This is a genomic window from Mesorhizobium sp. CNPSo 4661, from assembly GCF_057784215.1.
On record NZ_JBWGIO010000021.1, the window covers coordinates 54,112 to 77,457 of the forward strand.

The 23,346-nt window shown below is 64.1% G+C and carries 23 protein-coding genes and 1 pseudogene; 6 read left to right on the forward strand and 18 right to left on the reverse strand.

Translation table 11 applies throughout. From position 1 onward, the window contains the following. Positions 1–47: 47 nt before the first annotated feature. From AC0YKC_RS27745 to AC0YKC_RS27780, 8 genes are all read right to left on the reverse strand, one after another. Positions 48–395, reverse strand: a complete 348-nt coding sequence (locus tag AC0YKC_RS27745; protein ID WP_320297631.1) for a DUF6867 family protein — start codon at positions 393–395, stop codon at positions 48–50. A gap of 14 nt (positions 396–409) precedes the next feature. Next, complete coding sequence (locus AC0YKC_RS27750; protein WP_320297630.1) at positions 410–1,138, reverse strand: ABC transporter ATP-binding protein; 729 nt, start codon at positions 1,136–1,138, stop codon at positions 410–412. Further along, positions 1,138–2,550 (reverse strand): ATP-binding cassette domain-containing protein, encoded by a 1,413-nt coding sequence (locus tag AC0YKC_RS27755; RefSeq protein ID WP_488513376.1) that lies wholly within the window; start codon positions 2,548–2,550, stop codon positions 1,138–1,140. Before AC0YKC_RS27755 ends, AC0YKC_RS27750 begins: the two co-directional genes overlap by 1 nt. Then, on the reverse strand, positions 2,550–4,145 hold the full coding sequence (livM, locus tag AC0YKC_RS27760) for a high-affinity branched-chain amino acid ABC transporter permease LivM (protein ID WP_320297628.1): 1,596 nt from the start codon (positions 4,143–4,145) through the stop codon (positions 2,550–2,552). The genes AC0YKC_RS27755 and livM overlap by 1 nt, the downstream gene beginning before the upstream one ends. Positions 4,146–4,150: 5 nt before the next feature. Then, complete coding sequence (locus AC0YKC_RS27765; protein WP_320297627.1) at positions 4,151–5,053, reverse strand: branched-chain amino acid ABC transporter permease; 903 nt, start codon at positions 5,051–5,053, stop codon at positions 4,151–4,153. Positions 5,054–5,563: 510 nt separating this feature from the next. Next, the gene (locus AC0YKC_RS27770; RefSeq protein ID WP_320297646.1) at positions 5,564–6,565 is read right to left on the reverse strand and encodes a 4-hydroxyproline epimerase; all 1,002 of its coding nucleotides are present in this window, start codon (positions 6,563–6,565) and stop codon (positions 5,564–5,566) included. A 13-nt stretch (positions 6,566–6,578) separates the two neighbouring features. Further along, positions 6,579–7,889: an NAD(P)/FAD-dependent oxidoreductase gene (locus AC0YKC_RS27775; protein ID WP_488513377.1), complete on the reverse strand. Its 1,311-nt coding sequence runs from the start codon at positions 7,887–7,889 to the stop codon at positions 6,579–6,581. Between the two features lie 14 nt (positions 7,890–7,903). After that, positions 7,904–8,839, reverse strand: coding sequence for a dihydrodipicolinate synthase family protein (locus AC0YKC_RS27780; protein ID WP_488513378.1), 936 nt, complete (start codon positions 8,837–8,839; stop codon positions 7,904–7,906). Positions 8,840–8,908: 69 nt separating this feature from the next. Here AC0YKC_RS27780 and AC0YKC_RS27785 point away from each other — a divergent pair, with 69 nt between their 5' ends. Then, positions 8,909–9,613: a GntR family transcriptional regulator gene (locus AC0YKC_RS27785; RefSeq protein ID WP_488513379.1), complete on the forward strand. Its 705-nt coding sequence runs from the start codon at positions 8,909–8,911 to the stop codon at positions 9,611–9,613. Between the two features lie 20 nt (positions 9,614–9,633). Here the strand turns inward: AC0YKC_RS27785 and AC0YKC_RS27790 are convergent, their stop codons facing one another. Next, entirely contained in the window at positions 9,634–9,951 is a 318-nt protein-coding gene (locus tag AC0YKC_RS27790; RefSeq protein ID WP_488513380.1) for a hypothetical protein, read from the reverse strand. 304 nt (positions 9,952–10,255) lie between these two features. After that, the gene (locus AC0YKC_RS27795) at positions 10,256–10,633 is read right to left on the reverse strand and encodes a winged helix-turn-helix transcriptional regulator (protein WP_488513405.1); all 378 of its coding nucleotides are present in this window, start codon (positions 10,631–10,633) and stop codon (positions 10,256–10,258) included. Positions 10,634–10,712: 79 nt separating this feature from the next. Here AC0YKC_RS27795 and AC0YKC_RS27800 point away from each other — a divergent pair, with 79 nt between their 5' ends. After that, entirely contained in the window at positions 10,713–11,042 is a 330-nt protein-coding gene (locus AC0YKC_RS27800; RefSeq protein WP_488513381.1) for a nuclear transport factor 2 family protein, read from the forward strand. Continuing rightward, complete coding sequence (locus tag AC0YKC_RS27805) at positions 11,039–11,839, forward strand: SDR family oxidoreductase (protein ID WP_488513382.1); 801 nt, start codon at positions 11,039–11,041, stop codon at positions 11,837–11,839. The genes AC0YKC_RS27800 and AC0YKC_RS27805 overlap by 4 nt, the downstream gene beginning before the upstream one ends. Before the next feature lie 35 nt (positions 11,840–11,874). Here AC0YKC_RS27805 and AC0YKC_RS27810 read toward each other — a convergent pair whose 3' ends face one another. Beyond that, positions 11,875–12,180: a hypothetical protein gene (locus AC0YKC_RS27810; protein WP_320297620.1), complete on the reverse strand. Its 306-nt coding sequence runs from the start codon at positions 12,178–12,180 to the stop codon at positions 11,875–11,877. A 413-nt stretch (positions 12,181–12,593) separates the two neighbouring features. Then, positions 12,594–14,090 (reverse strand): CoA-acylating methylmalonate-semialdehyde dehydrogenase, encoded by a 1,497-nt coding sequence (locus AC0YKC_RS27815; RefSeq protein WP_320297619.1) that lies wholly within the window; start codon positions 14,088–14,090, stop codon positions 12,594–12,596. 365 nt (positions 14,091–14,455) lie between these two features. Between AC0YKC_RS27815 and AC0YKC_RS27820 the strand changes: the two genes are divergently transcribed. After that, positions 14,456–15,337 carry a LysR family transcriptional regulator gene (locus tag AC0YKC_RS27820; protein WP_488513383.1) on the forward strand — a complete coding sequence of 294 codons (882 nt, stop codon included), beginning with the start codon at positions 14,456–14,458 and terminating at the stop codon, positions 15,335–15,337. A 371-nt stretch (positions 15,338–15,708) separates the two neighbouring features. Here AC0YKC_RS27820 and AC0YKC_RS27825 read toward each other — a convergent pair whose 3' ends face one another. Next, entirely contained in the window at positions 15,709–16,284 is a 576-nt protein-coding gene (locus AC0YKC_RS27825) for a hypothetical protein (protein ID WP_434724384.1), read from the reverse strand. Between the two features lie 277 nt (positions 16,285–16,561). On the opposite strand from AC0YKC_RS27825, the gene AC0YKC_RS27830 reads away from it, so the two are divergent. Beyond that, positions 16,562–17,002: a phospholipase A2 family protein gene (locus AC0YKC_RS27830; protein WP_488513384.1), complete on the forward strand. Its 441-nt coding sequence runs from the start codon at positions 16,562–16,564 to the stop codon at positions 17,000–17,002. Next, positions 16,999–19,161 carry a phospholipase D-like domain-containing protein gene (locus AC0YKC_RS27835; protein ID WP_488513385.1) on the forward strand — a complete coding sequence of 721 codons (2,163 nt, stop codon included), beginning with the start codon at positions 16,999–17,001 and terminating at the stop codon, positions 19,159–19,161. The genes AC0YKC_RS27830 and AC0YKC_RS27835 overlap by 4 nt, the downstream gene beginning before the upstream one ends. 175 nt (positions 19,162–19,336) lie before the next feature. Here the strand turns inward: AC0YKC_RS27835 and AC0YKC_RS27840 are convergent, their stop codons facing one another. The 5 genes and pseudogenes from AC0YKC_RS27840 to AC0YKC_RS27860 all read right to left on the reverse strand — a co-directional run bounded on the left by AC0YKC_RS27840 (position 19,337) and on the right by AC0YKC_RS27860 (position 23,263). Continuing rightward, positions 19,337–20,599 carry a D-amino acid dehydrogenase gene (locus tag AC0YKC_RS27840; protein ID WP_488513386.1) on the reverse strand — a complete coding sequence of 421 codons (1,263 nt, stop codon included), beginning with the start codon at positions 20,597–20,599 and terminating at the stop codon, positions 19,337–19,339. 21 nt (positions 20,600–20,620) lie between these two features. Beyond that, the gene (locus tag AC0YKC_RS27845; protein ID WP_488513408.1) at positions 20,621–20,905 is read right to left on the reverse strand and encodes a hypothetical protein; all 285 of its coding nucleotides are present in this window, start codon (positions 20,903–20,905) and stop codon (positions 20,621–20,623) included. A 40-nt stretch (positions 20,906–20,945) separates the two neighbouring features. Then, positions 20,946–21,269, reverse strand: a pseudogene (locus tag AC0YKC_RS27850) (GreA/GreB family elongation factor); the annotation flags it as partial. A 248-nt stretch (positions 21,270–21,517) separates the two neighbouring features. Beyond that, entirely contained in the window at positions 21,518–22,669 is a 1,152-nt protein-coding gene (gene alr, locus AC0YKC_RS27855) for an alanine racemase (RefSeq protein ID WP_488513387.1), read from the reverse strand. 75 nt (positions 22,670–22,744) lie between these two features. Next, entirely contained in the window at positions 22,745–23,263 is a 519-nt protein-coding gene (locus AC0YKC_RS27860) for an RNA pyrophosphohydrolase (RefSeq protein ID WP_488513388.1), read from the reverse strand. Positions 23,264–23,346 lie beyond the last annotated feature (83 nt).

A 23,346-nucleotide genomic window follows, 5' to 3' on the forward strand; every position in this document is an offset into this window, starting at 1 on the left:
GGCACTTGTCACGCCGATTCATCCCCGAAACAGCGTAATGGTGAATGTCAACCTTTCGGTTTCCAGCTTAATAAGGAAGCTCTTTCGTAGAGCCAATTATACTGTGTGACCATCTGGTTGGTGCGCGTGTATTGATAGCCGAGGAAGCCCAGGACCATCAGCACGATGGTGTCGACGATATAGTAGTGCAGCGAGAACATCGTGCCGTCGAACAGCGCATGATGGATGAACCTTACCCCGATGCCGAGGCCGAGCATAAACAGCAACAGCCGAACGTGAGTGCCCCAGGTCTGGGCCACGGCTTTGCCGGTCATCCATGCGGCCCCGCCGCCGAGCAGCCCGGTGACAAAGAGAAAATGCCAGATCGAGGCTTCTTCGTAGATAATACCCTGCATGATGAAGACCTCTCTCAGTGATGTCCGCCTTCGAGATAGGCGGCGCGCACTTCCGGATTGGCGAGCAGTTCCTTGCCGGTGCCGCTCATCGTCACATTGCCATTGACCATGACATAGCCGCGCGTGGCGAGTTTGAGCGCGCCGAAGGCGTTCTGCTCAACCAGGAACACGGTCAGCCCCTGCGTCTTGTTGAGCTCGCGGATGGCGTCGAAGATCTGCTTGACGATCAGCGGCGCAAGACCAAGCGAGGGCTCGTCGAGCAGCAAAAGCTTCGGCCGCGCCATCAGCGCGCGCCCGATCGAAAGCATCTGCTGCTCGCCGCCCGACAGCGTGCCGCCGCGCTGGTTGATGCGCTCCTTCAGCCGCGGGAACAGCGCGAACACCTTCTCGGCGTCCTCGTCAAAATGCTTGAGGTTGTCGAGGCTGGCTCCCATCTGCAGGTTTTCCATCACCGTCATACGCGGGAAGATGCGGCGTCCCTCCGGCGACTGTGCAATGCGCATGCGGGCGATCTCGTGCGTCGGCAACTGGGTGATGTCGGTGCCGGCGAAGGTGATGGTGCCGGCGCGGGCCCGCGGGGCGCCGAAGATGGTCATCATCAGCGTCGACTTGCCGGCGCCGTTGGCGCCGATCAGCGCCACGATCTCACCCTGGTTGACGCTGACGTCGACGCCGTTCAGCGCCCGGATGTTGCCGTAAAAAGTCTGCACGCCCTTGATATCGAGCAGCGTTGTGCCGGCCATTATTTACGCCCTCCACGCGTCGCGGGCTTGGCCGCCACTTCCTTCGCCAGCGCCTTCGCCTGGCCGATCCAGTCTTCGCGGGCGATGCGCCCGTCAAAGGCGAGATAGGCTTCCGCCGCCTCGATGTCCCCCTTCTTCCAGGCGGCGATCTGGTCGAAATGGAAGATGCCGTGCTCGTTGAGCTTGCGCTCGTTGACCGGGCCGATGCCCTTGATGCGGATCAGGCTGTCTGCCTTGCCGCCACGCGGCGCGTCGAGGCGGTTGGAGATGCCGGCTTTCGCGGCCGGGGCCTTTGCGGTGGCCTTTTTCGCCGGCGCGCTTGCCGGCTTCTTCGCCGCCGGCTTTGCCGCGGCCGCCGGGCTCGCAGCGGCCACCGGCTTGCTGGCGATTGACGCGGCGCGCGCATCGACCTGCGCCGCTTTCGAGGCGCCCTTCGACACCGTGACCCGCTCGCCCTCGTCGCCGTGTTCGACACTATCTGAAATCGGCCCGGCCATCATCGAAGCGGAATTTCCCGGCCCATGCGCGGAGTCGGGGCCCGTATCGAGCTGCTCGATGACATCCTCGTCGCCGACTTCGGTCAGTACTTCTGTTACTTCCTCGTCGTCGACGCCGAGATAGGCGGCGATGACGCGCGGATCGGTCCTGACCGACGCGGGGTTGCCGTCGGAAATCTTGCGGCCGTACTCGAGCACCACGACATGGTCGGAGATCTGCATCACCACCGACATGTCGTGCTCGATGAGCAGGATCGACGTGCCGGTGCTTTTGATGCCCATCAGCAGCTCGTTGAGCGCGGCCGATTCCTTCGGATTGAGGCCGGCGGCCGGCTCGTCCAGGCACAGAAGCTCCGGCCCCGTGCACATGGCGCGCGCGATTTCCAGGCGCCGCTGCGCACCATAAGGCAGATCGCCGGCGGGATCGTCGGCGCGGTCGACAAGGTCGGCCTTCTCCAGCCAGTGCCTGGCGAGATCGATCGATTCGGCCGAAGCCCGGCGATAGCTCGGGAAGCCGAACAGGCCGAGGAAAGTGTAACCCGAGGCCTTCATCAGCTTGTTGTGCTGCGCCACCAGAAGGTTCTCCAATAGCGTCATGCCGGAGAACAGGCGGATGTTCTGGAAAGTGCGCGCCACGTTGGCGCGGGCCGGAATCTCGTGGTTGGGCAGGCGCTCGAGCAGATAGTTCGAGCCGTCGCGTTTGTTGAGCGTGATCATGCCTTCGGTAGGCTTGTAGAAGCCGGTGATGCAGTTGAACACCGTCGTCTTGCCGGCGCCGTTCGGCCCGATCAACGCGGTGATCTCGCCGCGCCTGGCCTGGAACGACAGGTCACCGATGGCGACCAGGCCGCCGAACTTCATCGACAAATGCTCGACCTGCAGAATGAAATCGCTCATGGAAGCTTGTGCGTTCATCAGCCGTGGCCCTCCTTGGTGAAGGAGGCTGAGACCGCTCTTCGCTCCTTGAGGAAGGCTGTCGGCTCGCGACTGCCGACGAAGCCGCGCGGCTTCCATAGCATGACGATCACCATGGCCATGCCGAACAGAAGCATGCGGTAGAGTTCAGGCGTGAAATCGGGACCGAAGACCCGCTTCAGGAAGTCGAGCTCTCGCAGCGCTTCAGTGCCGCCGATCATCACCAGTGCCGCTACGGCGATGCCGACCAGCGAACCCATGCCACCGAGCACGACGATGGCAAGCACTATCGCCGATTCCAGGAAGACGAAGGATTCGGGGCTGACGAAACCTTGCCGTGCGGCAAAGAACGAGCCGGCGAAGCCGCCGAACATGGCGCCGGTGGCGAACGCCGTCAGCTTGGTGGTGGTGGTGTTGATGCCGAGCGAGCGGCAGGCGATCTCGTCCTCGCGTAATGCTTCCCACGCCCTGCCGACCGGCAACCGGCGCAGCCTGATGGTAACGAAGGCGGTCAAAAGACAGAGTCCGAGGATCAGATAGTAAAGGAAGATCTTGTAATAAGCGCTCGACGTGGCGATGTGCAGCACCTTGGCGATGTAGTTCGGATCGGAGACGTTGAACGACATCAGTCCAAAGAAGGAGACCTTTGGAATGCCGGATATACCGGCCGAGCCGTTGGTCACGTCGCGCCAGTTGATCAAGACGAGGCGGATGATCTCGCCAAAGGCCAGCGTCACGATCGCCAGATAATCGCCCCGAAGCCTGAGCACCGGGAAGCCGAGCATGACGCCCCAGAAGGCGGCCATGCAGCCGGCGGCCGGAAGCAGGATCCAGAACGACAGGCCGAAATGCGTGCCGAGCAGCGCGTAGGCATACGCGCCGACAGCGTAGAAGGCGACATAACCGAGATCGAGCAGGCCGGCGAGGCCGATGACGATGTTCAGCCCCCAGGCCAGCATCACGTAGATCAGGATCTGTATGCCGAAATTGTCGACCCACTTCAGAGAGCCCTGAAAGCCTCCCGCCATCGAACCTGTTATCAGCGCAAGCACTAGCACGACGACGATCGGATAGAGCGCCAGAGCACTGATGCCCAACGCCGAGAAATGGGCGTGGATGAAGGCCCGGAAATAATACATTACCCAGGCGACGGCATAGATGATCGCCAGCGCCCGCACGAAGCGTGCGTAGCCGGCAAGGTCGGGTCCGAGCAGCCCGTCAAGCGAGCCGGCCAGCACAAACAGCAAGGCTGCGACAACGACCGCTGCTATGAAGTAAGGCGTCCTGAAGAAGCGTGCCGCCATGGTGTCGGGCAGCAGGCCTGTGTCGATGTTGGCGACCTTCAGGCTGGCCACGAAGGGCTGGCCGTAGGCGATATACAGGAAGCGGCCCACGGCAGTGGCGATGACCACCAGGGCAAGCAGGCCCCAGCGTTTCACCAGGATCAGTTCGTTGGAGATGTTCTGGTCGGTCCTGAGACCGATGAACAGCACGAACAGGCCGAGCGAGATGGCGCCCGCATAGAGCGCTTCGCGAAAAGCGCGCTGGACGGGAGTAGCGACGGTGTCGCGCTCCGAAGATACGGTAACGGCCATGCGGATCAGACCTTTTCGACTTCAGGCCGGCCCAGGATGCCGGAGGGCAGGAAGATGAGCACGATCGCCAGGATCGAGAAGGCGGCGACGTCCTTGTAGTCGATCGAGAAATAGGCCGACCACATGCTCTCGATGAAGCCGATGAGCAGTCCTCCGAGCACCGCGCCGGGCAGCGAGCCGATGCCGCCAAGCACGGCCGCCGTGAAGGCTTTCACGCCCGGCACGAAGCCGTCCGAGAACACCACGACGCCGTAATACATCAGGAACAGGGTGCCGGCGACGGCGGCAAGAGCTGCGCCCATGATGAAGGTGATGGAGATTGTGCGGTCGACGTCGATGCCGAGCAGCGCGGCCATCTTGCGATCCTGCTCGCAGGCGCGTTGCGCGCGGCCCAGCGCGGTTCGGTTGACGAGGTACCAGAAGATTGCCAGCAGCACGATGGTGACGATCACGATGATGATCTGCTTCAGGGAGATGCTGATGCCGTCAATCGTGTAGACTTGGCTGACCAGCGGCGGGATCGGCTTGTTGCGCGGCCCTTGCGTGACCTGCACGAAATTGGAAAGCGCGATCGACATGCCGATGGCGGTGATCAGCGGCGCCAGCCGGAACGAACCGCGCAGCGGCCGGTAGGCCACCTTTTCGATCGTCCAATTGTAGAGACTGGTCAGCAGCATCGCCACGATCATCATGATCAGAAGCGCCACCACGACCGGCACCGAATAGAACAATGCGCCAAGGATCAGGAAGACGATGAGGGCGGTGAAGGCGCCGACCATGAAAATGTCGCCATGGGCGAAGTTGATCATGCCGATGATGCCGTAGACCATCGTATAGCCGATCGCGATCAGGCCATAGATCGACCCCAACGTCAGCCCATTGATAAGCTGCTGGACGAAGTACTGCATATTTAAGCGGCTCCCCTGGAATGTCGCCTTTCAGGACGCATTCCTTTTCGTATTTCCCCTAGTCGTAAAGTTTCGAGCCCGGATTGCAACGTGATTTTTCAATCGCTCCGCGTGGTTTGGAAGCACGCCGTCCGATTGCCCGTTTTTTTCGCCCTCGACCCGTGGACTATTGCGGACCCTAGCATTGGCACAACGCAATGTCTTTGACGATTCAACCTTATGATGACCCCCGCGTCGAAGAAATCAGCGTCAAAATAAGTTGATAAGAAGAATCCTTGCGCGGATCGGGGTGCAGCTTTTGGAACCGTCGCGGCTTCCGCAAGGTCAGGTTTCCGTCATCTGTGACGGCCATGTGACGGCAACGCGCCTTCGGCGGAAGGCACCGCGCGCGAATAGAAAAGCCTTGAAGCGAAGCCTCAGTAAGCAGAGCCGCCTTCTCCATTGAGACTGTGCTTTTCGCTCCCCTCAAGCGGCGGAAAGCGACTCCAAAGCGCATACCGGCTGATCGTCTCAGGTGACGATGAACCCGTGCGCGAACGGATCGCGGTCGTCGATGAAGATCGTGTTCAGCCCTGTCATGCGAGCCCAGCCGCCGATCGACGGAATGATCGCCGGCTTGCCTGCGACGCTGACCTCCTTTTCGACCCTGCCCTTGAACAGCGAGCCGATGATCGATTCATGGACAAAACTGTCGCCGGGTTTGAGCTTGCCCTTGGCATGGAGCTGCGCCATGCGCGCCGAAGTGCCCGTGCCGCAAGGCGAGCGGTCGATCGCCTTGTCGCCGTAGAAGACGGCATTGCGCGCGTCGGCCTCGGCATGTTTGGGCTTGCCGGTCCACAGCATGTGCGACAGCCGGTTGATGCCGGGATTCTCCGGATGCACGAAGGAGTACTTTTCGTTGAGCCGCTGCCGCACCACCGGACTCCAGGCGATGAGGTCGCCGGCCGTATGATCGGCCATGTCCCGGTAATTCTGCTGCGGCTCGACGATGGCGTAGAAATTGCCGCCATAGGCGACATCGACGCTGATCTCGCCGAGCACCGGGCATTCGACGGTCAGGCCTTCGGCATAGAGGAAGGAAGGCACATTGGTGATGCGCACCTCCTCGACATATTCGCCGACTTGGCTGTATTCGGCGATGACCAGGCCGGCCGGCGTGTCGAGCCTCAGCACGCCCGGCGTCTTCGGCTTCACCAGCCCATGCTCGATCGCCATCGTTACCGTGCCGATGGTGCCGTGGCCGCACATCGGCAGACAGCCCGAGGTCTCGATGAACAGGATGGCGATGTCGCAGTCCTCGCGCGTCGGCGGATAGAGGATCGAGCCCGACATCACGTCATGGCCGCGCGGCTCGAACATCAGACCGGTGCGGATCCAGTCATATTCGGCGAGGAAATGCGCCCGCCGCTCCATCATCGTCGAACCCTCGAGCAGCGGCCCGCCGCCGGCGACAAGCCGCACCGGGTTGCCGCAGGTGTGGCCGTCGATGCAGAAGAAGGATTTTTTGGCCATCATATTCTCTTTTTCAGAAACGCTGCGCGCGGAACGGGGTGAGATCGAGCGGCGGAGTCTGCCCGAGAACGAGATCGCGGATCAAGCGGCCGGTCGCCACCGACTGGGTCAGGCCGAGATGGCCGTGGCCGAAGGCGTAATAGACGTTTGGCGCGCGCGCCGCGCCGATCACCGGCAGCGAATCCGGCAGCGAGGGGCGAAAACCCATCCACTCGCGGCCACCCGACGGATCGAGCCCGGGCAGGAAACATTTTGCTTTCTCCAGCATCGCCTTTGAACGGGCGAAGTTGGGCGGCCGCTCGATGCCACCGAGCTCGACGGCGCCACCGACGCGTATTCCTGTTTCCAGCGGCGTGATGACGAAGCCATGCCCGGAAAAGATGAGCTGCCGCTTCACGTCGAACGCGGACACCGGCAGCGTCGTGTTGTAGCCGCGCTCGGTTTCGAGCGGGATACGGTCGCCGAGATCCTTTGCCAGGAGATGCGACCAGGCCCCGGCGGCGATCAGGAGCTTCTTCGCCGTGCGCCTGGTGCCGTCGGCCAGAACGATCGTCGCGCCGTTCGCGCCCGCCTCCACGCGCTCGACCCGCCCATGCTCGAAACGGGCGCCGAGCTTTTCCGCATAGGCCCAGACCGCCTTGCCGAGCAGCTTGGGATCGGCGACCGTTTTCCAGCTGGGCACGAAGGTGCCCTTGACGAAGCGTGGCGCAAGGCCCGGCTGGAGTGCGGCCATCTCCTCGCCCTCGACATGGCGGAAGCCGATGCCGAAACGCTCGCGCTCGGCCCAGCCGGACAGCGAGGCGCGGAACTCCGCCTCGCTCTCATAGAATTCGAGCGAGCCATCCTCGCGCAGCATCGGCCGCGTGCCGGAGCGGTCGAGCAGGCCCATCCATTCGGCTTCGGCAAGCTTCATCATGCCGACCTGCGCCGCAAGGCTCGCTTCGTAATGCTTGGCTGCGCCCGCGCGCCAGAAGCGGATCAGCCAGGGCAGGAGTTTGGGCAGATAAGCCGGCGGAATGGCCAACGGCCCCAGCGGATCGGCGAGCCACTTCGGCAATTGCCGGATCATCCCCTTATGCGCCAGCGGCAGTACGTCGGAGAAGGCGAAGGCGGCAGCGTTGCCGGAGCTCGTCTCCTCGCAGATGCCGGTACGATCAAAGACGGTGACGCTGCGACTCACTTCTGAGAGCAGGGCCGCGGCGCAGATGCCGACGATGCCGCCGCCGATGATGGCGATGTCTTCCCCTTCTCCCCGCTCACGGGGAGAAGACCTCCCAGTAGCGGAGCGGAGCCCTTGTCCTGGGGAGTTGGAATTTCCTGGCACGTCGGTGCTGTCCTTTACTCGGCTGCGACCATCTTCTCCGCCGATCGAGGAGACAGCTGGAGCGACGGCAGCGTCGGCCGCACGGCCAGCGCAGCCCGCACGATCTTCTCGACCGTTTTGCGGCGTTCGCCCGACAGCGGCTGGCGCGGCATGCGCACGCGGTCATTGGTACCGATCGCCAGCACTTCGGCAAGCTTGATGTTTTGGACCAGATAGGTCGAGACATCGAGGTCGAGCAAGGGCCGGAACCAGCGATAGATCGCCAGCGCCTCCTCGCGGCGGCCCTGCCGCATCAGCTGATAGATGGCGACCGTCTCGCGCGGGAAGGCGGTGACGAGACCGGCGACCCAGCCGATGGCGCCGACCGAAAGGGCCTCGAAGGCGAGATTGTCGACGCCGGTGAAGAGATCGTAGCGGTCGCCAAACCTGTTGATGATCTCGGTCGAGCGGCGGATGTCGTCGGAGGATTCCTTGATGGCGACGAAGCGCTTGTCCGACGCCAGCTCCTCCATCAGGTCGACGGTGACGTCGACGCGATAGGCGAGCCGGTTGGAATAGATCATCACCGGCAGGTCGCCGGCTTCCGCGACGGCACGAAGGGCGGCGACCGTCTCTTGCGGGTCGGTGTGGTAGATCGGGCTCGGCACCACCATCAGCCCGTCGGCGCCTTCCTCGGCGGCGCGCTTGGCGATAACAGCCGCCTCACGGGTGCCGGGCTCGTTGACGGTCAAAAGCAGCGGCTTCTTGCCGGCGACTTTCTGCGCCGTCTTCAGCACTTCGATCTTCTCGTCCGGCGACAGCATCGGCCCTTCGCCGAGCGAACCGCACACGATGATGCCGTCGCAGCCGGCCTCCATCTGTAGCCCGTAGCAGCGCTCCATCTCGGCATGGTCGAGACGGTCGTCGGTGGTGAATTTGGTCGTGACGGCGGGGAAAACTCCGGTCCACATGGCTTGTCTCTCCTCTGATATATCAGCTGTATATCTATTAAGGATTGGCGAGTCAACGCTGAATCGATTATGATATATGAAAAATATATCAGGAGCCCGCCGTTGATCTCCCCACTGATATCCGCTGACGCGAACGCGACCTTCGAGCCGGCCGCGACCAAGGCCTATCGCGCGCTGGAGCACATGATCGTCACGCTCGAACTGGCGCCGTCGAGCTTCGTCACCGAAGGCGCGCTGATCGAGCGGCTGGGGCTCGGACGCACCCCGGTCCGCGAGGCGATCCAGAGGCTCGCCTGGGAAGGACTTCTGGACATTAGACCCCGCGCGGGTATCGCGGTCGCTCCACTTCACGCCGGCGACTGGCTGCGGGTGCTGGATGCGCGGCGCGGCATCGAGGTGGTGCTCGCCCGTTCGGCCGCCCGCTTCGTCACCCGGGAGGCCGCCGACCTGTTCCACGAGGCGGCGCTCGCGATGCAGAAGGCGGTGATCTCCGGCAACGTGCTTGCCTTCATCCAGGCCGACAAGGCGCTCGACGAAGCGCTGGCCATCGCCGCCGACAACCCCTTCGCGGCGCGCGTCGCCGCCCCCTTGCAGACGCACAGCCGCCGCTTCTGGTATCGCTACAAGGCCGACACCGGGCTCGCCGAATCGGCCGAGCACCACGTGGCGCTGATCCGGTCCATCCTCGACGGCGACGAGGAAGGCGCAGCCAAGGACGCCAAGAAGCTGATGGCGCTGCTGCGCGGCCATGCCGAGGTAGCCGCCACACGGTGAACGGGGTCAGCGCCTGACCCTCAGCCGCCCGGCTGCCCGACCGCGGTGGCCCGCGTGTCTTCCCATCCGTCGCCCGCCGCCAGGATGCAACTCTGGCCTTTGACGTCGGTCATCAGGATGGTCCAGGTCCCACTCGGCGAGACGAACACCTCGAAGATGGCGGCTTGTCCGGCCACACCGTAGCCCAACCGCTTCTCCTCGAATGCCGCCGCCAGCCTCGCGACCAGATAGTCATGGCCGCCGCAGATCACTTGCGCCCGCGCCGGCAATGCCGACAGCGCCATCACGGCGCCGACAGCTGCAAGCCTGACCCACCGAAACGAAAAATTGCGTGCCATGGGGCACCTCCTTCGCCTTCGCATTCCGGCAAGGGAGGCACATTCGACCGCCTCAGTATGCCGGAAGGCTCCAGGCCGGATTGGACGTCTTCATCACGTCGCTCCTTCTGGTTTCCGGTCTGTCCCAGGGAGATCATGACTCCCTGGATTCGATATGGTGAAGTCCCGATCCTAAAACAAGCATCATCCCGGGCCTGTTGGGGCCGCCCACGGGCACGCCCATTTTCTGGTCCGGTTCCCTGCGGGACAACCGCTGTCGAATGGCCATACGGAGACGGTCGCCACGCCCCATCCGGGCTCGACGTCAGCCCCCGCTGGATTCCTTTTGCGCCGCCCATTTCAACAAGGCATCGAGAGCCGGGCAAAGGGCTTGGCCCCAATCGGTCAGGCAATACTCGACCTTTGGGGGTACTTGATGGTGAACGATGCGGCGGACAATCCCGTCGGCCTCCATCTGGCGAAGCTGTTGGATCAGCATCTTTTGCGAGATCGCGGGAATAGCCCGTTCGAGGTCGGAGAAGCGCAGCACCTTGCCGCCGAACAGATGAAACAGGATCACCAGTTTCCACCGGCCCTCGAGAATACGCAGCACGTTCTCGACACCGATCGCCGCGGACGAAGGCGTCAAGGTCGCAGACTTACTTTCAGGTAAGTACCTTACTTTTTCGTCGGTTCTTGTCATTTCCACAGCATAACGCAATTTAGAGACCGGACAAGCTCCGACGCCTCGACGAGCGCCGGAACCCAAACGGAGATAAGCCATGACCAGAGACCTTCCCTGGCCGCTGACGGCCTATTTTTCCGCCAATAACCGTCACGACATCGACGCCATGCTCGCCATTTTCTCGCCGGACGCCAAGGTCCGAGATGAAGGCGAGACGTATAGCGGATCGGCCGCCATCCGCGCCTGGATGGAGGCGACCACGCGCAAGTACCGGGTGACGGTCGAAGTCGCCGATGCCGCCCTCAATGGCGATGCATGGCGGGTCGCCGGTATCGTCTCTGGCAATTTTCCCGGCAGCCCGGCGACGCTTCATTACAATTTCACCCTGGCCGGCGACCGGATCGAGAAGCTGGAGATCGGCGCATGACCATCCGGCAGAAGTTCGAGATCGACGGCCACGAACTCGCGGGCAAGCGCGTCTTGGTCACCGGAGGCACCAAAGGCGCGGGCGAAGCCATCGTCCACCGGCTCGCCGCGGCGGGCGCGACGGTCGCCACGACCGCCCGCTCGGCGAGCGGGACATCGTCGTCCACGCTGTTCGTGCGGGCCGACGTCAGCACCCTGGAAGGCGCAACCGAAGTTGCCGCGGCCACGATCGACCGGTTTGGCGGCGTCGACATCATCGTTCACAGCGTCGGCGGATCGAAGAGCCCGGGCGGCGGATTTGCGGCGCTCTCCGATCAGGCCTGGCAGGAGGAACTCAGCCTCAACCTGTTAGCCGCCGTCAGGCTGGACCGCTTGCTCGTCCCCCGAATGGTGGAGCAAGGCTCAGGCGCGATCGTCCATATCTCGTCGATCCAGCGTCGGCTGCCGCTGCATGAATCCACCATGGCGTATGCGGCCGCCAAGGCTGCGCTTTCCGCATACAGCAAGGCATTGTCCAAGGAGCTTGGCCCCAAGGGTATACGCGTCAACACCGTGGCGCCGGGCTGGATCCATACCACCGCATCGGAAGCCATGGTCAAGCGCCTGGCCGCTCACGCCGGTTCGGACGAGGAAACCGCGCGTCAAAGTATTATGGAGGCACTCGGCGGCATCCCGATCGGTCGGCCGGCATGGCCACAAGAGGTTGCAGAGCTGGTGGCGTTTTTGGTTTCGGATCGCGCGTCGGCGATTCACGGCGCCGAATATGTCATCGATGGCGGCACGATCCCGACGGCCTGAGCGGCGCCAGGCCTCTCTGCATCGCCGCCGTTCGTTCAAGCGCCCGGCATCGCCGCCGTGATCGTCGGGCTGTCCCAACCCTCACCGACGGAGAGCACGCAACTTTGCCCCTTGGTGTCGGAAGCGAGCACGGTCCAGCTTCCCTGATCGGAAACGAAGATCTCGAGCACGACGTTCGGATTGATCAGGCCGCGCCCGGCTTCGCTCTCGTGAAACTTGGCGCCAAGCGCCTTGATGATATCCGCGCGCGCCGCGCATTGTGCCGCCGCATTCGCCGGCGCGATTCCACCGGTTATCACCGCCGCCGCAGCCAGCATTGTCGCCATAAGAAATCGTGTCATCTGACACCTCCTCGCGCCAGACGAGAACCCCGGCTGCCACCGGCGCTGTTCGATTGCCTGCGCATGGCAGGAATACAGCCTAAGACGGAGGGTGGTCTGTTGGTTCCATCACACGGCGATGGAATTATTAGAAGATGCCGATGCACTCTGGACGCGTCGCGCCGGAAAGCATGTGCTTAGAGTTGCACTGCCCCATGCTACGACCTCCTGGGCGACGGGTTTTAGGCGCCGCGCCCGTGGGTCCTATGGCACCCATAAAAAAGAAGCGCGGTTTGCACCGCGCTTCCTCAATCTTGGTTAGGAACTCCGTCCGGTCAGTTCATCGTCGGGATGACGAACTCGGCGCCGTCCTTGATGCATGCCCGCGCGCCCGCAGCCGAAGGCGAGGACGCGCAGTCCAAAAAACCGTCCGGTCAGTTCATCGTCGGGATGACAAACTCGGCGCCGTCCTTGATGCCGGACGGCCAGCGCGAGGTGACCGTCTTGGTCTTGGTGTAGAAGCGGAACGCGTCCGGGCCGTGCTGGTTGAGGTCGCCGAAGGACGACGCCTTCCAGCCGCCGAAGGTGTAGTAGGCGATCGGAACCGGGATCGGCACGTTAACGCCGACCATGCCAACCTGGACTCTGGATGCGAAGTCGCGCGCGGCATCGCCGTCGCGGGTGAAGATGGCGACGCCGTTGCCCATCTCGTGGTCGTTGGCGAGCTTGATGGCGTCCTCGTAGCGCGGCGCGCGCACCACCGAGAGCACCGGGCCAAAAATCTCTTCCTTGTAGATGCGCATGTCGGCGGTCACGTTGTCGAACAGGCAGCCGCCCATATAGTAGCCGTTCTCATAGCCCTGCATCTTGAAGCCGCGGCCGTCGACGACGAGCTTGGCGCCTTCCTTGACGCCGATGTCGACATAGCCCTTGACGCGCTCCAGCGCCTGGGCCGTCACCAGCGGGCCGAAATCGGCGGCAGAGTCCGTCGACGGGCCGACCTTCAGGCTTTCCACGCGCGGCACCAGCTTTTCCATCAGACGGTTGGCGGTGTCGTTGCCGACCGGAACCGCCACCGAGATCGCCATGCAGCGCTCGCCGGCCGAGCCGTAGCCGGCGCCGATCAGCGCATCGACCGTCTGGTCCATGTCGGCGTCGGGCATGATGATCATGTGGTTCTTGGCGCCGCCAAAGCACTGGACGCGCTTGCCGGCCGCGGTGCCGCGCGAATAGATGTAGTGCGCGATCGGCGTCGAGCCGACGAAGCCGATCGCCTTGATGTCCGGATCGTCGAGGATGGCGTCGACCACTTCCTTGTCGCCGTTGACGACATTGAGGATGCCCGCCGGCAGGCCGGCCTCGATGAACAGTTCGGCGATGCGGATCGGCACGCCCGGATCACGCTCGGACGGCTTCAGGATGAAAGCGTTGCCGCAGGCGATGGCCGGCGCGATCTTCCACAGCGGGATCATGGCCGGGAAGTTGAACGGCGTGATGCCGGCGACGACGCCGAGCGGCTGGCGCATCGAATAGACGTCGATGCCGGGGCCGGCGCCGTCGGTAAACTCGCCCTTCATCATGTGCGGGGCGCCGATGCAGACCTCGACCACTTCGAGGCCGCGCTGGATGTCGCCCTTGGCGTCGGCGATGGTCTTGCCGTGCTCGCGCGCCAGGATGTCGGCCAGCTCGTCATAGTCGCGGGCGACCAGTTCGAGGAATTTCATCAGCACGCGCACGCGGCGCTGCGGGTTGGTGGCGGCCCATTTCGGCTGCGCCGCCTTGGCGTTCTCGACCGCGGCGCGCAGTTCCGCCTGCGAAGCGAGCGCCACCGTGCCGCGCACGGAACCGTCCATCGGCTGCATCACATCCTGCTTGCGGCCGCTGGTGCCGGCGACACGCTTGCCGCCGATGAAATGACCGTATTCGATCATGCTTTCTCTCCCTTTTCTGGTGATGGCGCATTGTCCGCCTTTGCGGCCGCGATGGCAACGCGAGGAAGATCGCAACCGTTGTGCGAAAAATAGACAACGACGCCGGAGTGTGCATTAATTGTCGCAAATGGCGGATTGCTGAAAAGGCCAAAGCTTGCGTTCCTTCACACCCCCCTCTGGCCTGCCGGCCATCTCCCCCGCAAGGGGGGAGATCAGACGTCACGCAGGCTTTCGCCAATCACCAACGATTGAAAAGAGACGCCATCAAAGAAGCTGCCAATCTCCCCCCTTGCGGGGGAGATGTCCGGCAGGACAGAGGGGGGTGGGCGGGAACGCCGCGCTGCCAATTAGAGCGGACACCTCCGATGAACTGGGATGACGTCCGCATCTTCCTCGCCGTGGCGCGTGCAGGGCAGATCCTCGGCGCGGCGAAGCGGCTGGAGCTCAACCATGCGACCGTCTCGCGCCGCATCGTCGCGCTCGAGGAAGCGCTCAGGACAAAGCTCTTCCGCCGCCTGACCACCGGCAGCGAACTGACCCCGGCCGGCGAGCGCTTCCTCGACATAGCCGAGCGCATGGAAGGCGACATGATCGCCGCGCGCTCGACCATCGCCGGCGAGGGCGACGACATTTCGGGAACCGTGCGCATCGGCGCGCCCGACGGATTTGGCGTCGCTTTCCTGGCAAAGCGGCTGGGCGAGCTGACGGCGCTGCATCGTGAGCTCACCATCCAGCTGGTGCCGGTGCCGCGCTCCTTCTCGCTGTCCAGGCGCGAGGCCGATATCGCGATCACCGTCGAGCGGCCGACCGAAGGCCGGCTGGTGGCCGGCAAGCTGGTCGACTACACGCTGGGTCTCTTCGCCTCCCGCGCCTATGCCGACGCCAACGGCCTGCCCAAGACGCCGGCCGAGCTCGGCAGCCATACGCTGATCGGTTATGTGCCGGACCTGATCGTCAGCCCCTCGCTCGACTATGCCGCCGAGTTCAGCGCGGAATGGCGCACCAGCTTTGCCATCTCCTCGGCGCTCGGCCAGGCCGAGGCGGTTCGCTCCGGCGCCGGCATCGGCATCCTACATACTTTCGTCGCCCGTTTGATGCCGGAGCTTGTGCCCGTCGACATCGTCGCGCCCATCCGCCGCGCCTACTGGCTGGTCTATCACGAATCGGTGAGGCCGATGCGCCGCGTCCAGCTCGTCGCCAACTTCATCACCAAGGCGGTGGAGCGGGAGCGGGGCCTGTTTGTTTAGGGTATGGTCCAGGACCGCTTAAGCGAAACATACCAGTTCCCCGGTACAGAAATCTTGACCGATCGGCTCTGTTTGCATTGGCAGGTGGCATGCCTTGGAGATTGGCCGAAACGCCCATCGCGATCGTCATTCTAGGGCGGAGCAGGAGCGAAGCTCCGTCGCGAAGACCCTAGAATCCATGCCGTTACCTTCGCCAAGGAGTGCAGCGGAGCAAACTTCTGCACGCAGCAACGCTTCCAAGTCACGGCATGGATTCTATGGTCTGCGCCGCGTCGCTTCGCGCCTTGCTCCGCCATAGAATGACGAGGTTGGGGCGGCTTTCGACCAATCCCCGGCGTTTGCGCTGATTTCACGAAATAGACGGTGAGGGACTAATCCGCGTCGAGCACGAAAGAGCTCACCACTTTCCCCGCTTCGTCCGCAAGCGGCGCCCATTTCCGCGCCGCTTCCTCAGCGCTGTCGCCGGTGATCCCGCAATCGACGAAGCCGTAATGCGAACGGCGCAGCGTCAGCGCGATGCGGGAGTGGCCGTAGAAGCTGACATTGTCATCGGCATAGTGGAAATCCATGTCGGCGATCCGCACCGGATAGCCGTCCGGGAAATGCGCCAGCCTGTCCAGGCTGAAGCTGGCCGACTGATAGGCAACGCCGATCATGGTCTGCCAGTTGCTCAGCACCCAGTCTTTCTCCATGAACGCTCTGGGATCTGGCGGATTGTCGGGGGCAGCCGGGTCGTAGCGATTTTGCGATACCCTGCAGGTCAGGCCCTCTTCGCCGGTTTTGAGCTTGAGCCGCATCGTATCGCCAAAGGTGGCTTCGCTCGTCCATTCTTCGGGATAGGTCAGCGAAAAGCCGTGCTCCTTGTCGTGAACGGTCTTGTCCGCGGCAAGCGCCACCGACCCGCAGGTCAGACATGCGGCCGCCGCCGCAACAAGAAAAAGACGCATTCCAAAGCCCCCTCGCTGCGGCCGATCCTATCACAGGCAGTTGGTCGTTGCCGCCTTGCCTCCGCCACAAATCCGGCGACTGTGGCGTCAGCGCGCTTCGCCATGCCATGATGGAGCGCTAGAGCAATTCTAGGAAAAGTGTGAGCGGTCGGGCTGGGCGCCTTCGCCGTAGCCTTTTGCCTGGAATTGCGTCAAAACAAAGAGATAGAGTGGTTCGCCGTTTTCGTGAAACGGGTGAAACGCTCTGGGGGACAATCTTCGAAACGCCGGCGGAGACATGCGAGCCGTTCTTGCCATTCTGCCGCTGTTTTTGCTATCCGACTGCGCCAATCCATGGACCAGGGTGCCGGAATCAGAATTGCCGAAGCCGATCCGCTACGCCATGGCGCGGCCCTCGCCTTTCGTCATCGGCAATTATTGCGGCCCGGGCACGCGCACCGGCGATCTCTCGGCAAGGCCGGTCGACCGTCTTGACGCCGCCTGCCGGGTCCACGACGCCTGCTATATTTCCCGGCACAATCATTGCGACTGCGACGGCGCGCTGGTCGCTTCCGCCAGGAAGATCCGCGACGACAGGGCGACGCCGCGCAAGATGCGAAGCGAGGCCGAGTTGCTGATCGCCACCTTCGCGTTTCCCCTCTGCAGGGTCTTCCCGCAAGGCTTCATGCCGCCGCGCGACCCTGCCCAGCTCAAGGCTATAAACGGGGCGACCGGATGAGGCTCAGGTCAGCTGTCGCCAAGGCGTCGCTTGGACTGGCGCTGGCAGCACTTGCCGGTTGCGCCGGCATGCCCGGGTATTCGGCCTGCGCCTTCTTTCCGGGCGACGGCGCCTGCGGCCGCCTGCCGGTCTCGGCCGACAGCAACGGCGCCGAGATCGCCGGAGCACACTATTTCGGCAGCGACGGCAACAGCGCCTATGACAAGCAGTTCCAGGCGCTGCTCGCCCAAAGCCGCCTCGATGCGCTCGACCGCGCCAACGGCACCGGCCGCTTCGGCCGCGACTGGCGCGATGTCCAAAACAGCGACTTCCACGCGACCTATCCGACGCTGCAACGGCGCGCCAAACCGCTCGACGACACCGAGCTGGCGCCGACGTCGGACAAGCCGGGCGAAGGCCGGTTCACCGGGCGCTGGCGCATGTCGCGCCAGACGCTCTATCTCGATGCCGCCGCGCGGCCCTCGGCGCTCAAGATCTTCAGCTTCTCCGGCCTTGAGGCACGTTCGGTCGAGATCGTGCTGCGCCAGGCGGGGCAACAGCCCGTCGACATCGGCGGCACCTGCAACGGTCCGCTCGCGATCCGGGCGTCGGGACGATCGACCACCGTCGCCGCGGCCTCGCCATTCCATCTGAGCCTGACCGCCGCCGAAACCTTGGTCAGCCTGTTTCCGGACCAGGCGCTGACCCGCTGCGATCTGCGCGTCGCTTCCACCCTGGCGCCGGCCGGCGCGCCGCTGACCTTGCTGCGCGAAGAGAGCGCCGATCCCTGGATCGCGGGGCTCGACAGCCGCTACGACCGCTGTCCGGTGCCCGACCCGGCGGGGATGGAGGAACTCGACCGCGTCTTCTATGCCGGGCGCTGGCTGTCGCAGACCTGCGCCCTGCCGCTGGGGTCGCCGACCCTGCTGCGCAAATCGCGCGACGGCTTCAACGCCAAGGTCGAGGCCCTGCTCGGCAGGACGCTGCCCGACAGCGCCTTCGACAAGGCCGACCCCGAGCTGCCGCTCGATTTCTCCAACGCGCCGAAACTCAGGCTGATCTATCTGTCGTCGCTGGAGTTCAAGGCGGATTTCTCCGGCCGCATCATGGAGCGCCTAGTCCGCCACCATGCAGCACTTGGCACCAAGGTGCGCATCCTGGTGACAGACGTTCTGGAACGCGAGAAGGACGACGTCATGCTGCATCGGCTGGCGGCGGAGTTCCCCAACGTCCAATTGCAGGAATATCGCTGGCAGGCGGACCACGGCGCGCCGTTCGACGAGCAGATCTCGCAGCTGCACAAGGTTCACCATATCAAGATGCTGGCGACGCTGGCCGAAGAGCCCGGACGCTCGCGCGTCATCATCGGCGGCCGCAACATCCATGACGGCTTCCTGTTCCACAGACCGGTCGACCTGACCCGCTATCCGGACCTGGAGCAATACGGCAAGACCGACGGCTTCTCGCTGAACTACTATTCCAACTGGAGCGACTTCGACATCGAGATCGCCGACCCGGCGACCGTCGAGACGCTGGCCGCGCATCTGTCGACCGTCTGGCTGCGCGACGCCGACACCAATTTGTCGCGGCCGTTTTCCATTCCGGTCCGTTCCGGCGCGGCCCCGCGCGGCATGGCGCGGCATTTCATTTCCGTGCCTTATGAGGACGGGCATGCGCTGGAGGCCTATTTCGTCGAGCTGATCGACACCGCCGAGCACCGCATCCAGATCGTCAATCCCTACCTCAACCTGACGCCCGATATCGCCCGGGCCTTCGACCGGGCGCTGGCCAGGGGCGTGAAGATCGATGTCGTCGGCCGCATCGACCTCAAGGGCGATATCGGCGGCCGGTTCCTCACCGCGCTCAACAAGCTGTTCGTCGAGAAATATGGCGACCGCATCAACATCCGCGAGTTCAAGGCACCGGATGTCGTCTTGCATTCCAAGATCATGATGATCGACGAAAGGCTGGTCGCCATCTCCTCGGTCAACCTCAACAACCGCAGCTTCTTCCACGACTCGGAGAACGGCATGGTCGTGCTCGATCCGGCTTTCTACCGCCGCATGAAGCCGGTCTATGACGACTACCTCGCCCATTCGCGCCCGGTCGCCACCAATGTCACCATCGGCTGGGCCTACCGGCTGCTGTTCAGCGACACCTGGGTCCGGGAGGCGTTCTGAACGCCACCGCTGGACATGAATTAATGCATGTCGCCCAGAAGTGTGCGGCGGTTCTGGGACAACGACATGCATCAAAACAAAGACTTAAAGCGCGTCGCCTGAATCCGTTTCAGCGCGACGCGCTTTAGGTGTGTCGAGATTCAGGTCAGGCCGGCATCACCTGAATATCTACACCTTAGATAGGTTTCAGATACCGCTCGGGGCTCAGATGGCGCGCGTTGATCTCCGGCACCCTGTTCGACATGATGTCGGCAAGCACCTTGGCGGAGCCGCAGGCCATGGTCCAGCCGAGCGTTCCGTGGCCGGTGTTGAGATAGAGGTTGGCAACCTCGCTTAGCCCGATCAGGGGCGGCCCGTCCGGCGTCATCGGCCGCAAGCCGCACCAGAAGCTCGCCGCCTTGAGGTCGCCGCCGCCGGGGAAGAGATCGCCGACCGAGTGTTCGAGCGTGCGGCGGCGCGATTCATGCAGGCGAAGATCATAGCCGGAAATCTCCGCCGTGCCGCCGACGCGGATGCGGTCGCCGAGCCTGGTGATCGCCACCTTGTAGGTCTCGTCCATGACGGTCGACACCGGGGCGGCCTCGGCATTGCTGATCGGCACCGTGATCGAATAGCCCTTGACCGGATAGACCGGAATCGGCCGCCCCAGCGAGCGCATGAATTGCGCCGAATAGCTGCCCATCGCCATCACGAAGGCGTCCGCGGATTTCCATCCGGTATCCGTGAGGATATTGGTGAGGCGGTTGCGATTCCTGACGACTTTCCGGACGGTCGAGCCGTATTCGAAGGTCACGCCCCGCGCTACGCAGAGTTCCGCGAGCTTGTCGGTGAACATCTTGCAGTCGCCGGTCTCGTCGCCCGGAAGCCTGAGGCCGCCGACGAACTTGTCGCGCACCGCCGCAAGGGCCGGCTCGGCGGCGACACAGCCGTCACGGTCGAGGATCTCGTAGGGCACGCCGTATTTCTTCAGCACCTCGACGTCGCCGCCGGTGCCGTCGAGCTGCTTCTGCTTGCGGAAGAGCTGCAGCGTGCCTTTGGTCCGTTCGTCGTAGGTGATGCCGGTCGCTTCGCGCAGCGCCTTCAGCGTGTCGCGGCTGTATTCGGCAAGCGGCACCATGCGCGACTTGTTGAGCGCGTAGCGATCGGCCGTGCAGTTGCGCAGCATCTTGAGGAGCCAAGTCCACATATTCGGGTCGAAGGCCGGCCGCACCACCAGCGGTCCGTATTTCATCAGCAGCCATTTGACCGCTTTGACCGGGATGCCGGGTCCGGCCCAGGGCGAGGCATAGCCCGGCGATACTTCGCCGGCATTGGCGAAGCTGGTTTCGAGCGCCGGCCCCGGCTGGCGATCGTAGACGGTCACTTCGTGACCGGCCTCGGCGAGGAAGTAGGCGGTGGTGACCCCGATCACGCCGCCGCCCAGCACGATGACTTTCATTCTATGCTCCCTCAAAGCCGATCATGCCGCGGAAGGGCCCGGATCGTCCCCTTCTGTCTGCCGGATTTTGCCGCGCCCGCCAAGAGGCCAGTCACCGGCGGGCGCGCTGTGGACCAGCTTGAGGCCGTGGTGAGATCGTTCGGCGGCACGGTCCTGCGCCGCTCGCCGCGCGGCCTCCGGCTGATAGACCACGTCCTCGAGAACGACCTCCTCGGCAGGGCCGTCGGGCCGCTCGGCCAGCGCGGATTGGCCCGCCCTCATGCCAAGCAGGCAGAGGCCGCGCCACGTGGCGACCGGCAGGCTCAAGCCAGGAGACCGTGCGGCCGGCACGCGCACCGATCAGCGCCGTACCAAGCGGCGTCAGCACCGATATGCGTTTTTCGGCGATATCGGCCTCCGCCGGATAGACCAGCGTCACCGTCTGAATGCTTCCCTCGGCGTCGTGAAGCGTCACCGTAGAGCCCATCCGCACCACGTCGGCGGGCATTGCCGCCTCTGTCGCGACCCGGGCGCGGTCCATCTCGGCAAGCAGGCCCTCGGCCATGTCGGGCACGCGGTCGAGGAAGGCCCTGGCGAGATTGCTCAGCCGGTCGCGATCCGCCGCGCTGACAAGGATGGTGGAACGCGATTGCGTTGCTGCATGCAGGGCAAACCTCATGTGTTGGCGCATCGGGGAAACGGATGCGCGCAAGCCGCCACGTCGAAGGCGGCGAACAAAGCCGGGCCGCAAAGGCCACCGGCTCAATGAAATGTCTGGAATTCAAACGCCCCGGTTCACGCGGCCACCGGCATAGGCGGCCACGCCGGGGCTACGCTCCCGCGATGGGGCAAACCCTGAAGCAGGTTTTGATATAAGCGAGGTTGCTCATGCCCCGAACCTTGCCGAGAAGCCCCGGCTTGTCAAGCAAGCCTCCCGCTTCAGGAACCTATGTAGCGGCGGTGAAAGCGCGCACCCAGGCTGGTCAATATCTCGTAGCCGATGGTGCCGGCGTGGCCGGCCGCGTCGTCGACGCTTTGCGAGGGACCGATGAGCTCGACGAGGTCGCCTTCCCTGAGCCGGCCTGCCGGAAGCGCCGAAATGTCGAGGATGATCGAGTCCATCGACACACGCCCGATGAACGGCAAGCGCACGCCCTCGAACCACGCGGCTGAAGCGGCGCGCCGGTGCCAGCCGTCGCCATAGCCCAGTGAAATGGTCGCGAGATCGAGCGGCCCGTCCGCATGATGGGTGTGGCCATAACCGATGCCCACGCCCGGGCCGACCTGCCGCGTCTGCGCCACCTTGGCTTGCAGCCCTATCACCGGCAGCATCGGATTGGGTGCATGGGGGGTCGGATTGACGCCGTAGAGCGCAGCCCCCGGACGGGCAAGGTCGTAGTGATAAGCCGGTCCGAGAAAGATGCCGGACGAGTTGGCCAGGGAGGCGGGCGCCGCGGGCAACATCTCGCGCAGCCGTTCGAATTCGCGCCGCTGCTTCTCGTTCGCCGCCTGTTGCGGCTCGTCGGCGCGGGCGAGATGGCTCATCACGAAACGGATGTCGATGCCATCGAAGGCGCCGGCTGCGCTTGCGACCGCCTCGACTTCCGCCGGCGCCATGCCGAGCCTGGCCATGCCGCTGTCGACCTGGATGGCGGCGGGCAGGCTCCGGCCTTTGCCGCGCGCGGTCTCGCGCCAGGCTCTCAGCTGCATGGCGCTGTTGATGACCGGGCAAAGCCCGGCCGCCGCGGCTTCCGGTTCCGAACCCGGAGGCAGTCCGTTCAGCACGAAGATGCCCGGCCCCGGCCCGATCGCCTTGCGCAGCGCGATGCCCTCGCCGAGCAGCGCGACGAAGAAGAGGTCGCAGCCCTCTTTCGCCAGCGCCGAGGCCACTTGCGCGGCACCAAGCCCATAGCCGTCGGCCTTGAGCACGCCGGCGCAGCGGACGCCGTTCAGCCGCGCCTTCAGCCGGCGATAGTTTTCCCGAATGGCCCCGAGGTCGATCGTCAGGATCGCCCCGGCGGCCGCCTCGCTCACTGTCGAACCGCTGCTTGCCTCATATGCCGGAAACCCGCGTCCGGTGTCGTCGTTCATGGCGACCCCCGCTCATTGCATCGACAATCAATACGGCCATGGAGCCGCCGCGACAACCGGGGGGAAGAGGCCGCTTCAGGAAGCCAGGTGCCGGAACGCCGCAACGACCTGCTCGTAGACCTTGCGTTTGAACGGCACGATCAGCTCGGGCAGCTCCCGCATCGGCCGCCAGGCCCATTCGTCGAATTCGGCGGTGTGGCCGCCGGGCGGCGGATTGATCTCGATCTCGCCTTCGTCGCCCTCGAACCGGTAGGCGAACCATTTCTGCGTCTGGCCGCGATAGCGGCCCTTGAAGGCGATGCCGACCAGATGCGGCGGCAGGTCATAATTGATCCAGTGCGGCGCCTCGGCAAGCAGCGAGACGCTGCGCATGCCGGTTTCCTCGTAGAGCTCGCGCCCGGCGGCCGCGATCGGCTCCTCGCCCTTGTCGATGCCGCCTTGCGGCATCTGCCAAAGCTGCGTCGTGCCGGCGAACTCGCTGTCCGGTTCGGCGATGCGGTGCCCGACCCAGACCAGACCTGCTTTGTTGAGGATCATCAGCCCGACGCAGGGACGATAAGGCAGCGTTTCGGGATCGATCTTTTTTTTGGACATCGGGTTTTCCAGCCGTTTTGAGAATTCGCTCCGGCGAGGCAGGTGGCGAGTGGTTTCGAGAACCGGAGCGGAGCGTACTTTAA

What these genes read in the sequence shown, in the direction of transcription:
- AC0YKC_RS27770 (WP_320297646.1), bottom strand. Translation starts at nt 6,565, where the DNA reads ATGGCCAAAAAATCCTTCTTCTGCATCGACGGCCACACCTGCGGCAAC.
- AC0YKC_RS27800 (WP_488513381.1), top strand. Translation starts at nt 10,713, where the DNA reads ATGACCAGAGACCTTCCCTGGCCGCTGACGGCCTATTTTTCCGCCAAT.
- alr (WP_488513387.1), bottom strand. Translation starts at nt 22,669, where the DNA reads ATGAACGACGACACCGGACGCGGGTTTCCGGCATATGAGGCAAGCAGC.
- AC0YKC_RS27790 (WP_488513380.1), bottom strand. Translation starts at nt 9,951, where the DNA reads ATGGCACGCAATTTTTCGTTTCGGTGGGTCAGGCTTGCAGCTGTCGGC.
- AC0YKC_RS27755 (WP_488513376.1), bottom strand. Translation starts at nt 2,550, where the DNA reads ATGAACGCACAAGCTTCCATGAGCGATTTCATTCTGCAGGTCGAGCAT.
- AC0YKC_RS27765 (WP_320297627.1), bottom strand. Translation starts at nt 5,053, where the DNA reads ATGCAGTACTTCGTCCAGCAGCTTATCAATGGGCTGACGTTGGGGTCG.
- AC0YKC_RS27805 (WP_488513382.1), top strand. Translation starts at nt 11,039, where the DNA reads ATGACCATCCGGCAGAAGTTCGAGATCGACGGCCACGAACTCGCGGGC.
- AC0YKC_RS27795 (WP_488513405.1), bottom strand. Translation starts at nt 10,633, where the DNA reads ATGACAAGAACCGACGAAAAAGTAAGGTACTTACCTGAAAGTAAGTCT.
- AC0YKC_RS27780 (WP_488513378.1), bottom strand. Translation starts at nt 8,839, where the DNA reads ATGTGGACCGGAGTTTTCCCCGCCGTCACGACCAAATTCACCACCGAC.
- AC0YKC_RS27860 (WP_488513388.1), bottom strand. Translation starts at nt 23,263, where the DNA reads ATGTCCAAAAAAAAGATCGATCCCGAAACGCTGCCTTATCGTCCCTGC.
- AC0YKC_RS27810 (WP_320297620.1), bottom strand. Translation starts at nt 12,180, where the DNA reads ATGACACGATTTCTTATGGCGACAATGCTGGCTGCGGCGGCGGTGATA.
- AC0YKC_RS27815 (WP_320297619.1), bottom strand. Translation starts at nt 14,090, where the DNA reads ATGATCGAATACGGTCATTTCATCGGCGGCAAGCGTGTCGCCGGCACC.
- AC0YKC_RS27835 (WP_488513385.1), top strand. Translation starts at nt 16,999, where the DNA reads ATGAGGCTCAGGTCAGCTGTCGCCAAGGCGTCGCTTGGACTGGCGCTG.
- AC0YKC_RS27830 (WP_488513384.1), top strand. Translation starts at nt 16,562, where the DNA reads ATGCGAGCCGTTCTTGCCATTCTGCCGCTGTTTTTGCTATCCGACTGC.
- livM (WP_320297628.1), bottom strand. Translation starts at nt 4,145, where the DNA reads ATGGCCGTTACCGTATCTTCGGAGCGCGACACCGTCGCTACTCCCGTC.
- AC0YKC_RS27825 (WP_434724384.1), bottom strand. Translation starts at nt 16,284, where the DNA reads ATGCGTCTTTTTCTTGTTGCGGCGGCGGCCGCATGTCTGACCTGCGGG.
- AC0YKC_RS27745 (WP_320297631.1), bottom strand. Translation starts at nt 395, where the DNA reads ATGCAGGGTATTATCTACGAAGAAGCCTCGATCTGGCATTTTCTCTTT.
- AC0YKC_RS27820 (WP_488513383.1), top strand. Translation starts at nt 14,456, where the DNA reads ATGAACTGGGATGACGTCCGCATCTTCCTCGCCGTGGCGCGTGCAGGG.
- AC0YKC_RS27840 (WP_488513386.1), bottom strand. Translation starts at nt 20,599, where the DNA reads ATGAAAGTCATCGTGCTGGGCGGCGGCGTGATCGGGGTCACCACCGCC.
- AC0YKC_RS27750 (WP_320297630.1), bottom strand. Translation starts at nt 1,138, where the DNA reads ATGGCCGGCACAACGCTGCTCGATATCAAGGGCGTGCAGACTTTTTAC.
- AC0YKC_RS27785 (WP_488513379.1), top strand. Translation starts at nt 8,909, where the DNA reads ATGATATATGAAAAATATATCAGGAGCCCGCCGTTGATCTCCCCACTG.